Raw genomic sequence first — 14,333 nt, 5'->3', positions numbered from 1 at the left:
AAGGACCATGAGAACCGATGATGCGACGACGAATAAACCTACCACTTGATGGCCGTGCCCCTTTGCGTGTGATGTACCTGGTGACGAGCATGCCAGTTGGCGGCGCTGAAACATTGCTGGTGAATCTGATTCGCCGCATGGACCGTCATCGGTTTGCGCCCGAATTGTGCTGCATGAAAGATCTGGGACCGTTGGGAGAAGAGATGCAGAAGGAAGTTCCCACGTTCCACAACATGCTCAGCTGCAAATATGACCTGCGTGTCGTTCCGCGGTTGACCGAGCTCTTTGCCATGCGCGAGATCGATGCCGTGGTTACCGTGGGTGCTGGTGACAAGATGTTTTGGGGACGCCTATGCGCCTGGCTGGCAGGTGTGCCGGTCGTCGCTTCGGCGATCCATTCGACCGGCTGGCCTGACTCAATCAACTGGCTCAACCGCAGGTTGACTTCGATCACCGATCGTTTCATTGGGGTGGCTGCGCCGCACGGCAAGCATCTGGTCGAGGTCGAAGGTTTTCCACAACAGAAGGTCACCGTCATTCCCAATGGCATCGACACTGACCGCTTCGTTGCCAATCACCAGACACGCCAGCGCATTCGCCGCGAATGGGGCGTCTCAGACGAGACAGCCGTGTGCGGTATCGTAGCGGCCCTACGACCGGAGAAAGATCATCCGTTGTTTTTGAAAGCAGCGGCCCGCGTCGTTCAACAGGAACCCAACGCGCACTTCGTGATCGTGGGAGATGGCCCCGAGCGGCCTGCGATCGAGGCGCTGCGTGACGAACTGGGATTGCAGAAACACGTCACCATGACCGGTAGCCGTAGCGATATTCCTGAGCTTCTTTCGGCGATGGACTGCTTCGCGCTGACTTCCAAAAACGAAGCCAGCCCGGTTTCGATCCTCGAGGCGATGTCGACGCAACTGCCGGTGATCGCCCCCCGCGTGGGGAGCATTCCCGATGCCGTGGACGACGGCGTGAATGGACTATTGGTAACGGCCAGCAGCCTGGAAGAAACGGCCACTGCCATGGTGACGCTGATGGGAGATGCCGCCAAGCGAGCCGAAATGGGCAAAGCTGCCCGGGAAAAGGTGTTGCGATACGGTTCGCTCGACGCAATGGTCTCTGGCTATCAGGACTTGATCTGCGGTGTCTACCGGCAGAAGGTTCAAGCGGCCCTGCATGCGGCCCGTCAGCCGGTTTCCAGCCCGGTGCTGGTTCCCCATACAACGGACGCAAAAGCATCGTAAAGTGCAGTCAGCACAAGAGTTTCGTGCATAATGGCCGCTAGTCTTCCTGGCGCTTGTGCGATACGATGATTGGATTCCGTTCGTGTCGTGCTGGGGCAAGGTTTTAGAGCAAGTGAAATTCAACTTCACGGGTCCGTTCTTGGCTGGTCTGGCGAAAGTAGTCGCCGGAAGCAGTGTTCGCTGGGTGGATTGCCATCCCGACACGTGCCAACGGATCTATTTTGCCAACCACACCAGCCACATCGACGCGGTGATCATCTGGGCATCGCTTCCCAAGCATTGCCGCGAGCTGACCAAGCCAGTCGCGGCGAAGGACTATTGGGACCGAGGCTGGTTCCGCCGTTATTTGGCACGTTCGTTGAATGCTATGCTGATTGATCGCGAGAACATCAAAGTTCACCGTAGCCCGGTGGAGTCGATGCTCAAGGAGATTGGCGACAAGTATTCGGCGATCATTTTCCCCGAGGGAAGCCGAAACGATGGAACAAACCTCCGCGAATTCAAAAGTGGTCTTTTTTACCTGGCAAAGAAGCGACCTGACCTGGAATTGGTGCCGGTGTATGTCGACAATATGACTCGCATCTTGCCTAAGGGTGAATACCTACCGGTTCCACTGTTGAGCCGTGTGATTTTCGGACCGCCTATTTGGCTGGAAAACGGTGAACCGAAGACCGAGTTTCTCGTCCGCGCTCGGGAAGCGGTTTCCCGGTTGCGAGACGTCTGACGCTGAATTGACATCATGGACTTGCTGCACGTATCCCTTAGCACGATTCTCACGGCACCGTTGTTGGCTCAACAAACGGCGTTTTTGCTGGATGGTGCGACCGGCATCTTGCTGGGGGTAGTGATCAGTTGCCTGTTGATCGCGACCGGGGCAGGGCAGATCCTGCGGCGTCAGCCAGATTCGAGCGTGAACCCGGCCATCGTCCAAGCATTCATTCGCCGCGTGCGTGCCTGGTGGCTGATGACGGCGATCCTGGCCGTTACGTTTACGATTCCCTCGCCTGTGGCCACAGTGATCTTGTTCTTCTTGATCTCGTTCTGGGCTCTCCGCGAGTTCATCACGTTAACGCCGACCCGGCTGGGGGACCACCGAACGCTGTTCTGGGTCTTCTTTATTTTGACGCCAGCGCAGTATGTGCTGGTAGCGATGGGCCAATCGCAGTACGAGCTATTCAGTATCTTGATTCCGGTGTACGGCTTCCTGTTCATCGCCGCACGTATCGCCGTGGCTGGCGACTACAAACGCTTTTTGGAACGCATCGCCAAGATTCAAGCCGGGCTTTACATCTGCGTCTATTCGCTCAGCTATGCTCCGGCGCTGTTGTACCTGACCGACTGGACCGACCCGGAGTACTCGACCAAGAGCACGGCTGGATTGCTCTTCTACTTCCTGCTAGTCGCCCAGTTGAGTGATCTGCTGCACTTTGTCTGTAGTCGATTACTGGGCAAGAATGTGATCGCCCCGAATATCAACGCCAGCCGAACCTGGGAAGGCTTTTTTGCCGGCACTGGTGTGACCGCTGTGGTTGGGGCGATGCTGAGCCTGACCGGGGCAACGCCGTTCAATCCTTGGCAAAGTGCTGTCATGTCGATTGTGATTGCCGTGATGGGGGCCGCCGGTAGCATGGCCATGAGCGCCATCAAACGCGACCGCGGCGTGCAGGACTATGGCACGCTGGTGGAAGGGCATGCTGGCGTTTTAGACCGTATCGACGCCATTTGCTTTGCCGCTCCGGTCTTCTTCCACCTGACGCGGTACTATTTCACAACGGCCAGCGGTGGCTAGAGCGTTTTCATGAGAGTCGCGGCCAGCCAGAACGCTACCGATCGAATGGAGCCGGTCTAAGGCCCATTTGCTACCGAATCCAATACCCGTAGAGTACTTCGCCTGACAGGGATGCCTTTGCGACTCCGAAAGAAGTCGTTACACCAGGTCAGTTACGACGCTGAACAGATATTCGACAAGCTTAGCTTTCGCAGCGTCGCCAGCTTCTTGTGTTGATGAGCTTGCATTCGTTCCAGGATCTCGGAGAGAAATCGGACGGTTTCAACGATATGCTCTCCTTTGTTCAGCATGACACATTCAGCACGACCACTCATGGCTGCGTCGGTGACTTCGGCCCGAGTAGGGAGCCCTTTTTTCGCAAGGCTTTCCAGAACCTGGGTCGCCCAAATCACCGGTACGTGAGCCGCTTCGCTGAGCCAGAGGATCTCTTCCTGAACTTCGGACATGCGATTGAAACCGATTTCAACACCCATGTCTCCACGGGCTACCATCACGCCAATCGGCGGATGTCTGAGTGCCGCTAGTAGAAGTTCTGGAAGGTTGGCAAATGCCTGTTGGGTCTCGATTTTTAGAATGATTCCCAGCGTATCGGCGTCCCGAGCATTCAGTTCGTCGATCAGATCTTCTACGTCGTGGACATGTCGAACGAACGAATAAGCAAGTATATCAGCATGGCTGACAACAAAGTCGAGGTCCGCTCGATCCTTCTGAGTTAACGCAGGCAAATTGAAGTGGGTATCGGGGAAGTTAATGCCTTTGTCACTCCGGATTTTCACTGCGTCCTTACGCGTCTGAGTCACTTCGATGACAACTCTCTCTGCCGATGCTTCGCGAACCACGGCTCCCATTTCGCCGTCGTCGTAGAAGAAGCGATCGCCAGGTCGAACATCCTGGTAGATCTCGGGCAAGTTGCAGCCGATACTCGCAGGCTCGAGGACTTCACCGTCGGCATTTTTCCTGGGAGGATGACCTGGAATATTGCCGTGAGTCAATGTGATCAGATCGCCTATACGAACGGTATATTCATGCTCGGTTTGCTTGGCAAAGGAGTTGGCGATGTGTCCTTCCAGCACCTGCTCGTTATTTCGCAGAACACAAAAATGAGCATTGGGTTCGACAAAGACTTCGTCAGCCCCTTCGGCCCAACAGCCACTTTCTTCTACGGAAGTCACGAGCAGCGATTGTTGCCGACCGCGGGTATCCGTGACCAGTAAAATGTCGTGCTGTTGAATGTTGCGGAGGGCATCCTCTGGTATCGGTAATACTTCGTCGGCGGAATTGTGCTTTGCATCCAAAGACGAAATCCAAACCTGCGCGTTGGATCGAATCTTCCCGTTACTTTTCAGACGAGGACGCCAGTGCAAAACCCCAGGCCTGGATTCAAGTCGTCCGGTTCGCGGATTCGGACCAGCGAGATCCATTTGGACCTTGCACTTTCGACCAGTTTCCTGCTCGGCACGCCGAAGGTGATCGATCATCTGCGCCCAGATCGTTTGGTCATCCTTGGAACAATTGATACGCATGACATCCATTCCGGCCTGCAATAGTTCCAAGATCAACTCATATTTCTGCGCGCCTTCGCTCGGAATTGTGACCATGATACGCTGCTGTCGCGAGCTACCAGGTTCACCAAACAAAGTATTGGTATTTTGATCGAGATGAGCGCGGCCGGCGCGGAAACCCTCGGAGGAATTCTGAAGATCGATTGCCGGGGGCTGCCGATCCGCTAATCGATGAAGGGCCGTAAGGACGGCATCGATGGTAGGCAGTACATAGGCCTCCATGCGTCCTAGTGAACTGAGGCCCAGGGCATGCAACTGATACTGCAATTCCCGGATGTCATGCTGACGAACGCTAAGATAGTGCACCAGGTTTCGACCACACTGACGCTGCGAATCCGGAATCTTTGCCAGCGAAGCCGAGAAATGCTCTTCCAGCTTGAGGGCTCCCTCGCGAAGCTGAAGCAGGGAATCGATGAGAGTGTCGAATAGTTGCGCGCTCGAATGATCCATCAACTCCCCCGTGCCTACGGCTTTTCACAAGACCAGGGCAGATAGCACCCTGGAAACTGTTTGAAGAGTCATCCTAATGTGGTGAAGTTAAGGGAATTATCAATTTCTAGAGAAGTTCACCCAAAAACACCAGCGATCAAACCCCCACAGCAACGCCCTAACGCGAACCTTGCCCAGACAGAATCGGTCCCAAGTTTTGTTCCAGGAACGATTTCAGGCCGGGTTGATAGAAACGCAAGAGTCGGTAAACTGATTAGTTCCAAAGCCAGGAGGATACGCGAACTGGCTAGCAGCTTGACTCGAAATCAAGTGCCGGGTAACCGGTTGAGGGTTCGAATCCCTTGTCCTCCGCTCAAAGGCAATATTCGAGCACATAAGGACTTACGTCGATATGACGCGAGTCCTTTTGTTGCTTCTTGGCTTGGCCTATTGGCTGGAATTCGTTCGTGGCGGGGGGCAGGGGCATTGGCTTAGCCCTGCGGCTCGTTTTCTCTTTTACCCTGGCTGGCTCTTTCTTAGCGAAGCGGGGCCTTGCCGGCGAGGCGGCGTAGGAGGCCCATCTGCCCCAGGTGCATCATCGCGTGATAGGGAAGGAATACTAGCGTGTCGAACTTGGTTTTGAAAAGCGGGTGTTCCGGCAGGCTCGGTTCGTCGAGCTGCTCGAGCGTGTAGGTTTCTATTTCCTCGAGCAGTTGATCGTTTACCCGCTTGTAGATTTCTACGAAACGTTCAGGCGAAGGGTAGATCGATTGATCCGATGAGGGGACGCTGCCGCGGCCAAAATTCGCTGAGTAGCTCTCGGGGATCAGGCCTGCATCTTCGGCGCGTTTGCCGCGAATTCGCATCATCCCCAGTCCGTAGTTGGCAATCGTGATGTGACCGACCTGCCAGGCGATATGCGTGACTCCTTCTTCTGGCATGCGAAACCAGAGTTCTGGTTCCAGGTTGTCGATGAACTCACGGAACATCGTATCGGTGAAGGCAATTCGTTGTTTGGTCAATTCCCATTGAGCTGCGTCAGCCATGCAATCTATTCCCGAATCGGAGTTAGTCTTCCAGTGGATGAGTCAGGCCGGCGATTTGTAGCGCTTCACGATAGGCTTCCGGCGTGTTGATGTTTCTTAATAATCCCAGGTTGGGATCAATGCTGTGAAGCTCGCCTGCATCGATCCACTGGGTGTCCAGCGGTTCGATGCAGGACAGTAGTCGATGGTTACCAGAGAAGAGAACTTTCTCGAAGGTTTCCAGCGAACGGTTCGCATAGACGGCAGCCAATGGTTGAGGCATTGCGTCGCAACGTGGAATGGCCGCATCGTGAGACGATAGCTGCTGGAAGAGGTATTCGATCGACGCTGGAGTTACCAGCGGCAAGTCACATCCCAGTACGATTGCCGCTTCCGACCAGCCAGTCACGTACTTAAGTCCTTCATAAATCGCTGCCGCCGGACCTTGTTGTTCGACGCGATCCGGCAACTCGATATAGTCGAAGGGAAGCAGGGGAAGTTCCTGGAACTTGCTCGTCAGCAGGATCACCTCTTCCACCAGCGGGGAAACAATTCGCACGACACGCTCGAGCATCGTTTCGTTGCCGAACGGGAGGTGCGGTTTGGATTGCCCCATGCGGCGGCTTTCACCGCCACAGACGATTAAAGCGGCTCGCTGAGAACGGGGCAGGGTGGTCATGTCGGGTGGCTTGGTGTTGGGTATATTAAAAGAAGTGTTTTGTCGCCCAGCATTGAAGCAATGGTTTCATGAGACTTCGCTTACGTCACGATATCACGGTTGGCCTCGATCTACGAGGCGTATTGCCTTCGCGCATGTTGCCGATGTCGCTGGAAGAGGCTGCGAAGGTGACGGTCTGGGAAGGCAACCGGCGCGTCGAGTTGGGAGAATTCTTCACCGTCGAAATGGAAACGCGGCGCGAAGATACGCTGCGGATCATTGGTGACCTCTCGAATGTCGACAACATTGGTGCCGGGCTGGATGGCGGAACGCTGTTCGTCCAAGGCTCTGTTGGTCATCATGTCGGACAAGAGATGCAAGATGGTTCGCTCTACATTCACGGCCATGTCGGGAATAACCTGGCCGAAGGAATGAAAGGGGGATTCCTCAAGGTCTTGGGCAACGTGGGAGATCGCGTCGGTGCGCCGTTGCCTGGTGAGAATCGAGGGATGGCAGGCGGCAACGTCTTTATTCTTGGTTCGGCCGGAAACGAAGTAGGGCACCGGATGCGCCGCGGGACGATCGCCATAACCAACGATTGCGGTGACTACGTTGGGTACGAGATGCTGGCCGGAACGATCTTTGTCGGCGGCAAGGCAGGAGCAAGCCCGGGGCTGATGATGCGGCGCGGGACGATCATTCTGTGTGGTAATCGACCGAGCGATTTGATGGCAGGCTTCGCGCATGCCTGTCGATATAAGCCTGCCATGATGTCGTTGCTGGCCAAAGACTTCTCTCGGCAGGAAGTACCGGAAGCCGCTCGACTGATTTCTTTGCGGGACTACGATCTTTACCACGGCGACCTGGTGCAAATGGGTCGAGGCGAGATTCTTTTGCCGGCGTAGCCTGAGCGTCTCCCCCGTATGAGCGACGTAAATCTGACGAAGTCGCTACATTCGATACAACCTGCTACAGGACAGGCAAGCCGTGGCGCGTCTATTGCCAGGGATAGCGGGGGCGTAGGTAACGTTTAATCCATTAAATCCGAGGCGGGGCGAATTCTAGAAAAAGTAGGCGAGTGCTATCCGATAACTGTTACTAGCCACGGATGGGTGAAGTGACTCATGGATGGGCAAAGCGAAACCACGAAGTTGGGACCGTAGCATATGCCTGTCGAATTACTCCACGCTTGGTTGGGCGTCGCATTTTTGGCGACCTGGGCCATGATTGGTCAAGTGACCTTGGAGCGGAACTAGCTGCTCTCGGATCGTATCGGGAAAGGACACCAAAGCCACACGCTTTCCCCGGATCGTTCTCGAATTGCAGCTCTTCACCCCCTTTTCAAGCGGTACTTATGGCTGCGTCTAGTTGACAGACGCATAAGAATTGATTTTCCTAGCGGCAACTTTTCTTTTCTTTTGAAAATTGTTGCCCCGGAAAATCCCGCATGTCGTCCCCCCCACCATCTAGTCGCCCTGAACCTAAGGTTGCCTATTGGCGGCAAAACCTGATGGTTATCAGTGTTCTGCTTACTATCTGGGCCTTTGTGGCCTTTGGTTGCTCGATTTTCTTCATCGAGTGGCTGAATCAATTCCAGATTGGCAACTTGCCGCTGGGCTTTTGGTTTGCTCAGCAGGGGTCGATGTATGTCTTTCTGGTTCTGATCTTGGTCTATGCATTGGTGATGGACTATCTCGATCGCAAACATGATGTGAAGGAGTAGTCCGTGGACTTTATCGAACAGATGCCGCTGCTTGGCGCGGCAATGACAGCGACACGAATATGGACCTTTGGGTTCGTCACCATCACCTTCATGATCTACCTGTATATCGGGTGGAAGAGCCGTGTAACGGAATCCGGTGAGTTCTACGTGGCTGGGCAGGGGGTTCCTGCGATTGCCAATGGAGCCGCCACCGCCGCCGACTGGATGAGCGCTGCGTCGTTTATCAGCATGGCTGGCCTGATCAGCGGTTTGGGCTCGGATGGGTCGGTCTTTCTATTGGGCTGGACTGGTGGCTACGTGCTGTTAGCGATGCTGCTGGCACCCTATCTGCGAAAGTTTGGCCAATACACGGTGCCTGACTTTGTGGCCAAGCGTTACTACAGCGAAACGGCTCGTATTGTGGCTGCCGTTTGTGCTGTGTTTATTTCCATCACGTACGTCGCCGGTCAGATGCGTGGCGTGGGGATCGTGTTTGCCCGCTTCCTGGAAGTCGAAACCTGGCAGGGGGTCGTACTGGGGATGATCATCGTTGGCGTGTTCGCCGTGCTGGGGGGCATGAAGGGGATTACCTGGACGCAGGTCGTGCAGTTTTTCGTGCTGATCGCTGCATTTTTGATTCCGACATTCGCCCTGTCGGGAATGCTAACTGACAGCTCCGTTCCACAAATTGGGTTTACGACCGGGGACATCGCCGAGAAGGTCAACTTGATTCAGGAAGACCTCGGCTTTTCGTCGTACACGCAACCGTTTACCAACTACGACATGGCGAACGTCTTTTTCATCATGTTCGCTCTGATGGCTGGTACGGCTGGTTTACCACACGTGATCGTGCGTTTTTACACGGTGGCCAATGTGCGTGCGGCTCGCTACAGCGCTTTCTGGGCATTGCTTTTCATCTGCTTGCTTTACACTTCCGCACCGGTTCTGGCGATGTTTGCCCGCTATTCCATCTTGAACACATTGGAAGGGGCACGCATTGGCGAAGTGACCAAGTCGGATGATGACGTTTCGTACATCCCCGTTTATCGGGTCGATGAAGAAGGCAAAGAAGTACCTATCCAGTGGGTCGATACCTGGCAGAAAACCGGGTTGATCACGATCGACGACAAGAACAAAGATGGCATCCTGTCTCTCAAGAATGTCGACGGTAACTTTGATGAAGTGAAGATCGACAAGGATATTCTCGTTCTGGCAACGCCTGAGATCGCGCAGCTTTCTCCGTGGGTGGTGGCGATTGTCGCCACCGGTGGTCTGGCCGCTGCATTGAGTACAGCCGCTGGTCTGTTGTTGGTGATCTCCAGCTCGATGGCTCACGACTTGTACGTTCACTTCTTCGAGCCGAATGCATCCGAACCACGGCGACTATTTATCGCTCGAATCATGATCATCGGAGCGATCCTGGTCGCTGGCTACTTCGGCATTGCACCGCCAGGGTTTATTGGCGAAGTGGTCGCGTTCGCGTTCGGCCTGGCTGCGGCAAGCTTCTTCCCGATTATCTTCCTGGGGATCTTCGATAAGCGAATGAACCGTCAGGGAGCGACATCCGGGATGATCGTAGGCATTCTGTTCACGGCCATCTACATCATTCTGTGCCGTTCGGATCGCGTGCTCGGCTTTGACGAGCCACTGATGACTCCCTGGTTCCAGGGAAGCAGTTGGATCCCCAATGGGCTTCGTCCAGAAGGTGTTGGGGCGATTGGCCTGGCTTTGAATTTCATCGTGGCGATCACAATCAGCCGGCTCACGCCGCCACCACCGCCCGAGGTTCAAGACCTGGTTGAGAGTGTCCGTGTTCCGCGTGGGTCGCACGCTCCGGAAGCTCACTTCGACGAAACGGACGCCGAAGCGGATAATCCGTAAGGCAAGTTTTTAGTGCGGCTGCTGGAAAAGGATCGGCAGCCGCCAAATAAGAAGCAAAAGCAGACGCTTCAGCGATAAAAGAATGCTAAAGCGTTTCCGAGGTAATCGCCGGTCAATCTGCTGAGATTTGGCGACTAAACAAGCTCAAGCGAGGGATCCGGCACATCGACCCCATCCCGGTACTTCTCAAGTAATTCTTCTTCGACGAAGTACGTCAGGCCATCATCTTCGCTAAACAGGCCCTTGAGGCCCGCAGCCGATTCATCTGCCCGCGTAATCTTGCGGCAAGAGACCGCCAGGGTACAAAACTGATCGGGATCGACGAATCGCACGTTGGCTTGGCTTCGTAGAAGCTCGCGCCGTTCCCAGAGAGACTTACCGCTCAAACCGTTGTTCACTTTCAAACCGACCATGATTTCCATCTTCCTTCCATTCTCTATCGTCAATTTGAGAGAGAATCATCACGGGAAGGAAATCCGTTCCATGTCGCGGGGTCTTCAATGACGCCCGAAATAGCACGATAATCCGTCGCGCTTTCCATCGTTTCGGAGGAATCCGTTCCGGCTGACCTCTCCGGCCAGCCGTACTTGCTAGCACGACATCCTTGGTGACGTCGATTGTCTTCGGGCAAAGTACCCTCGCAACCTCCACCACGCACGATTAACGATACCTTAATCGCGAGTTCACCTTCAAGTATGTGGCACGGCAAATTGCGCTAAAGAATCTTGGCGGGTCATCGAGCCCTCATTGGAGCTGCTTTCAGCGTAAACAGCTTAGTTTAAAGAGTTTATGTTCCAGGCCGGTTCGCGGAAACGATAGCCGACCCCCCGAACGGTTTCGATGAGGATCCCCTTTCGGTCGAGTTTACCGCGGATCGATTTCACGTGGACATCGATCCGGCGTGTTCGACTCGCGTGCTCAGAATCCCCCTCAGGCTCTCGGTCTTTCGCTGGCAGACCAGCCGCTTCTTCGAGCTGAGCCCTGGTAAGGACATGCCCTGGGCGTGCTAGCAGAGCTTGCAGGAGCCGATACTCGGTCGGCGTCAGATCGAGACGTTTGCCGTCCATTTCGACCAAAGAAAAGCGAGGATCGAGTCGAATGCCGTGACATTCGAGGACGGCCTGGGAATCGGCCGTTTGTCGGGCACGAAAGGTCAGCGTTTTAACCGACTGGGCAAGCAGGTCGAGTGCCAGGGACTCGGCCAGACGTGAATCGTGAGCAGGGTCGTCGATGCCACTCAAGTCTCCGCCGGTCGGAGCAATCAAGATCGCCGGGGTCGAGTCTTCGCCCAGGTTTCTTAGCAGTGAACGACATAGGTCAAGCGTATCCACTTCGGCCAGAGACCGCGATAAGACGACCACGTCCGGTACGTATTCCATCGCGTGCTGCAGACCATCACGCGTGCCGCTGGCCAAGTAGACCTGGCAGCCGGTTTGTTGCAGATTGTGCGCGACCGTGTGGAGCGGACCACCTGCTTTTTCGACGATCAATATGCTGCGCTGGGCCACGGTTTGTCTTTATGTTCTGGTTGAAGGAAACAGGGGGATCCGCCCTGATAAGCAGTAGCCTTCCGTGTATGTCATTGGCGGCGAAATCATGACGCGGTCTCCTCGTTGTCATCGATCGACTGACGATGGCGAACGATTTCGCCTTCGACCCAGTAGATGACAATCTCGGCGATATTGGTGACGTGATCCGCAATCCGTTCGATATGTTTCGAGATACCGGTAATCTCGATCATCCAGTCCAGATCAGTTGGGTTTTTCGAGATCCCCTCTTTGAGCCACTGGAAGATTTGCCGATGCAGGCGATCGAGTTCACGGTCTTGATAGATCAACTTTCGGCAGGTCGATGCATCACGATCGATGAACGCATCCAGGCTTTTTCGTAACATCTCGATGGCTTGAAGATTCGCTTGCCTTAAACATTCCGGCAGAACGATCTGGGTGGTCGCCACGCCGCCGTCGCGAAGCCGAACCACGCTTTCGGCAATGTTGACCGCCAGATCTCCGATACGTTCTAGCTCGTGGCCAACCGACATCGATGAAATGATCAGGCGCAGGTCCGACGCCACCGGCTGGAAGAGAGCGATCGAGTGCAGGCACTCTTCTTCCAGGGCGACATCCATTTCGTCGAGTTGATCGTCCTCGGCGATAACATCAAGGGCTCGGTCTCGATCGAGATCATGCAGTGCCCGTGTCGCTTCGCTAACCTGGGCCTCGGCATGCGTACCCATCGAGAGAAGTTGGGAACGAACGGCTTCGATCTGTCGGATCCAGTGACGAGTCATGGAAAGTAGCTTTCGAGGTTCTATTTGTCGGATGCGCCGAGGAACAGGTCGATCGTCTCGGCATCGGGCGCTTTGATCGTGGTACGCATCGGACCAGCACCAATTCGCGTGACGTGCTTTTCGGGAAGTCCTTCTTTGCGGAAGTGCGCTGCGGCATCGGTTTTCTCGGCGAAGATCCATGCGCGTCCATCTTCGAAGTAGGTCAGGTAGCCTGGTTTGGCAAAGAGGTAGTGAATGGCCGTTTCTCGTGAATCTGATTTGATCGTCTTGCGATCCGGTCCAGCGCCAGGCAGCGTAACATGTTTTTCAGGACCTTCGCCTGCGATCAAATCGGCGATCCCTGGGCTGTCCAGGGGAAGAACCCACAATCGGCCGTCGACTTCTTTGGTTAAAAAACCGCTGCGATTGTAGGGGGAATGATCGGCAGATGACTTAACGGTCGTGCCGTCGGCCAGGTAGTACAGTTCGTACCAGTCGTTATTCTTTTGATTGACGCCAGGGCGAGCGTGAAACAAGGCCGACACAGCGTACGGCTTGCCATCGCGCTGGTATTCGACCACCACGATCGACCCGAAATCAAGCTTGGCGGTATCCTTTGCGGCTACGTCGTTGACGTAGATAGTGCCATTGGTGCCGGCTTCCGGTGTGGGGACGTGGTCTGGGAAGGTGTCCAACTGCTTCCAATCGCTGTACTTGCCGTGCAAATAGTTCCAGAAGTCTTCCGTGAACTTCTGATGATTCGAGGGACGCGCGGCCGTTTCGTCGGCATAGGCGTAGGAACTGCAGCAGGCAATGGTCGTCAGTACCAAGAGCATGAACCGTTTGGCTACAACTGGCAATCGAAGCGTCATTGTCGGCGTCCTTTCGCAAAAAGTGAGAAGCGGGATTTCTTAACCAAAGCGTCCCGTCACGTAGGCGTTGGTTTCAGACAGCTTGGGCTTGGTGAATATGTCGACGGTCGGGCCATATTCGACGAGCCGGCCCAGATACATAAACGCGGTGTAATCGCTGATTCGCGAGGCTTGCTGCATGTTGTGAGTAACGATCAAAATCGAGTACTCACCGCGAAGTTCGCGAATCAAATCTTCGATCTTGCCGGTAGCGATCGGATCGAGCGCAGAGCATGGTTCGTCTAGCAGCAGCACCTCTGGCTCACTCGCGATGGCTCGGGCGATGCATAGCCGTTGTTGCTGACCGCCGGAAAGACTCAGGCCACTTTCGTGTAGTCGGTCTTTCACTTCGCTCCAGATCGCGGCACCTTTCAGGCTGTGTTCACAAACTCCTTCCAGCACGCTACGACTTCGTTCGCCGTCGATTCGTAACGGATAGACGACGTTTTCGAAGATGCTCATGGGGAATGGATTGGGTTTCTGGAAAACCATGCCCATGCGTTTGCGAAGCTCGATCACGTCGACTCCGCGATCGCAGATCGATTGGTCGTTTAAGAAAATGTCGCCTTGGATTCGCACGGTGTCGATCAAGTCGTTCATGCGATTCACGCACCGCAGCAAGGTCGACTTGCCACAGCCGGATGGGCCGACTAACGCGGTTACCTGGCCGCGGGGAATAGGCATGCTGATATTGAAGAGAGCCTGCTTGTCTCCGTACCAGAGATTGAAGTTCTTAATCTCCAGAACTTTTTCTTCGCGAAAGACGGCATCGTGCACCACAGGCGCAAAGTTATGTCCCTGGGCGATCAATTCGAGCCGGCTCGTTTCCGAAGTTCCTGATTGTGGTTGACTCATGGGGT

General features: G+C 54.9%; 14 protein-coding genes and 1 tRNA gene. 7 read left to right on the top strand and 8 right to left on the bottom strand.

The window, feature by feature from the left end; genetic code table 11:
• The first annotated feature begins 17 nt into the window (after window positions 1–17).
• From C5Y96_RS06165 to C5Y96_RS06155, 3 genes are all read left to right on the top strand, one after another.
• Window positions 18–1,247, top strand: a complete 1,230-nt coding sequence (locus C5Y96_RS06165) for a glycosyltransferase (protein ID WP_233198839.1) — start codon at window positions 18–20, stop codon at window positions 1,245–1,247.
• A gap of 112 nt (window positions 1,248–1,359) precedes the next feature.
• Window positions 1,360–1,971: a lysophospholipid acyltransferase family protein gene (locus C5Y96_RS06160; RefSeq protein WP_105351797.1), complete on the top strand. Its 612-nt coding sequence runs from the start codon at window positions 1,360–1,362 to the stop codon at window positions 1,969–1,971.
• 15 nt (window positions 1,972–1,986) lie between these two features.
• Window positions 1,987–3,036, top strand: a complete 1,050-nt coding sequence (locus C5Y96_RS06155; protein ID WP_105350994.1) for a phosphatidate cytidylyltransferase — start codon at window positions 1,987–1,989, stop codon at window positions 3,034–3,036.
• Between the two features lie 152 nt (window positions 3,037–3,188).
• On the opposite strand, the gene C5Y96_RS06150 is transcribed toward C5Y96_RS06155, so the two are convergent.
• Window positions 3,189–5,048 (bottom strand): pyruvate kinase, encoded by a 1,860-nt coding sequence (locus C5Y96_RS06150; protein WP_105350993.1) that lies wholly within the window; start codon window positions 5,046–5,048, stop codon window positions 3,189–3,191.
• Between the two features lie 268 nt (window positions 5,049–5,316).
• Between C5Y96_RS06150 and C5Y96_RS06145 the strand changes: the two genes are divergently transcribed.
• Window positions 5,317–5,399 (top strand) — tRNA-Ser (locus C5Y96_RS06145).
• A gap of 164 nt (window positions 5,400–5,563) precedes the next feature.
• Here the strand turns inward: C5Y96_RS06145 and C5Y96_RS06140 are convergent.
• Both C5Y96_RS06140 and C5Y96_RS06135 read right to left on the bottom strand, forming a co-directional pair.
• Window positions 5,564–6,073 (bottom strand): DinB family protein, encoded by a 510-nt coding sequence (locus C5Y96_RS06140; RefSeq protein WP_105350991.1) that lies wholly within the window; start codon window positions 6,071–6,073, stop codon window positions 5,564–5,566.
• Window positions 6,074–6,095: 22 nt separating this feature from the next.
• Window positions 6,096–6,731, bottom strand: coding sequence for a molybdenum cofactor guanylyltransferase (locus tag C5Y96_RS06135; protein ID WP_105350990.1), 636 nt, complete (start codon window positions 6,729–6,731; stop codon window positions 6,096–6,098).
• Between the two features lie 68 nt (window positions 6,732–6,799).
• Here C5Y96_RS06135 and C5Y96_RS06130 point away from each other — a divergent pair, with 68 nt between their 5' ends.
• The 3 genes from C5Y96_RS06130 to C5Y96_RS06120 all read left to right on the top strand — a co-directional run bounded on the left by C5Y96_RS06130 (window position 6,800) and on the right by C5Y96_RS06120 (window position 10,293).
• Window positions 6,800–7,615, top strand: a complete 816-nt coding sequence (locus tag C5Y96_RS06130; protein WP_105350989.1) for a formylmethanofuran dehydrogenase subunit C — start codon at window positions 6,800–6,802, stop codon at window positions 7,613–7,615.
• 542 nt (window positions 7,616–8,157) lie between these two features.
• On the top strand, window positions 8,158–8,433 hold the full coding sequence (locus C5Y96_RS06125; protein WP_105350988.1) for a DUF4212 domain-containing protein: 276 nt from the start codon (window positions 8,158–8,160) through the stop codon (window positions 8,431–8,433).
• A 3-nt stretch (window positions 8,434–8,436) separates the two neighbouring features.
• Window positions 8,437–10,293: a sodium:solute symporter family protein gene (locus C5Y96_RS06120; RefSeq protein WP_233198838.1), complete on the top strand. Its 1,857-nt coding sequence runs from the start codon at window positions 8,437–8,439 to the stop codon at window positions 10,291–10,293.
• Window positions 10,294–10,427: 134 nt separating this feature from the next.
• Here the strand turns inward: C5Y96_RS06120 and C5Y96_RS06115 are convergent, their stop codons facing one another.
• From C5Y96_RS06115 to pstB, 5 genes are all read right to left on the bottom strand, one after another.
• Entirely contained in the window at window positions 10,428–10,706 is a 279-nt protein-coding gene (locus C5Y96_RS06115; protein ID WP_146115536.1) for a hypothetical protein, read from the bottom strand.
• Window positions 10,707–11,066: 360 nt separating this feature from the next.
• Window positions 11,067–11,801 carry a winged-helix domain-containing protein gene (locus C5Y96_RS06110; RefSeq protein WP_105350984.1) on the bottom strand — a complete coding sequence of 245 codons (735 nt, stop codon included), beginning with the start codon at window positions 11,799–11,801 and terminating at the stop codon, window positions 11,067–11,069.
• A gap of 86 nt (window positions 11,802–11,887) precedes the next feature.
• On the bottom strand, window positions 11,888–12,583 hold the full coding sequence (gene phoU / locus C5Y96_RS06105) for a phosphate signaling complex protein PhoU (RefSeq protein ID WP_158261114.1): 696 nt from the start codon (window positions 12,581–12,583) through the stop codon (window positions 11,888–11,890).
• Window positions 12,584–12,603: 20 nt separating this feature from the next.
• Window positions 12,604–13,434, bottom strand: a complete 831-nt coding sequence (locus C5Y96_RS27260; RefSeq protein WP_158261113.1) for a hypothetical protein — start codon at window positions 13,432–13,434, stop codon at window positions 12,604–12,606.
• A gap of 39 nt (window positions 13,435–13,473) precedes the next feature.
• The gene (gene pstB, locus C5Y96_RS06100; RefSeq protein WP_105350981.1) at window positions 13,474–14,328 is read right to left on the bottom strand and encodes a phosphate ABC transporter ATP-binding protein PstB; all 855 of its coding nucleotides are present in this window, start codon (window positions 14,326–14,328) and stop codon (window positions 13,474–13,476) included.
• Between the last annotated feature and the right edge of the window lie 5 nt (window positions 14,329–14,333).

It is taken from the genome of Blastopirellula marina (genome assembly GCF_002967715.1).
Taxonomy (GTDB): Bacteria; Planctomycetota; Planctomycetia; order Pirellulales; family Pirellulaceae; genus Bremerella; species Bremerella marina_B.
The sequence above is the reverse complement of the archived record's forward strand: the minus strand, read 5'-3'. Positions and strand labels throughout refer to the sequence as shown.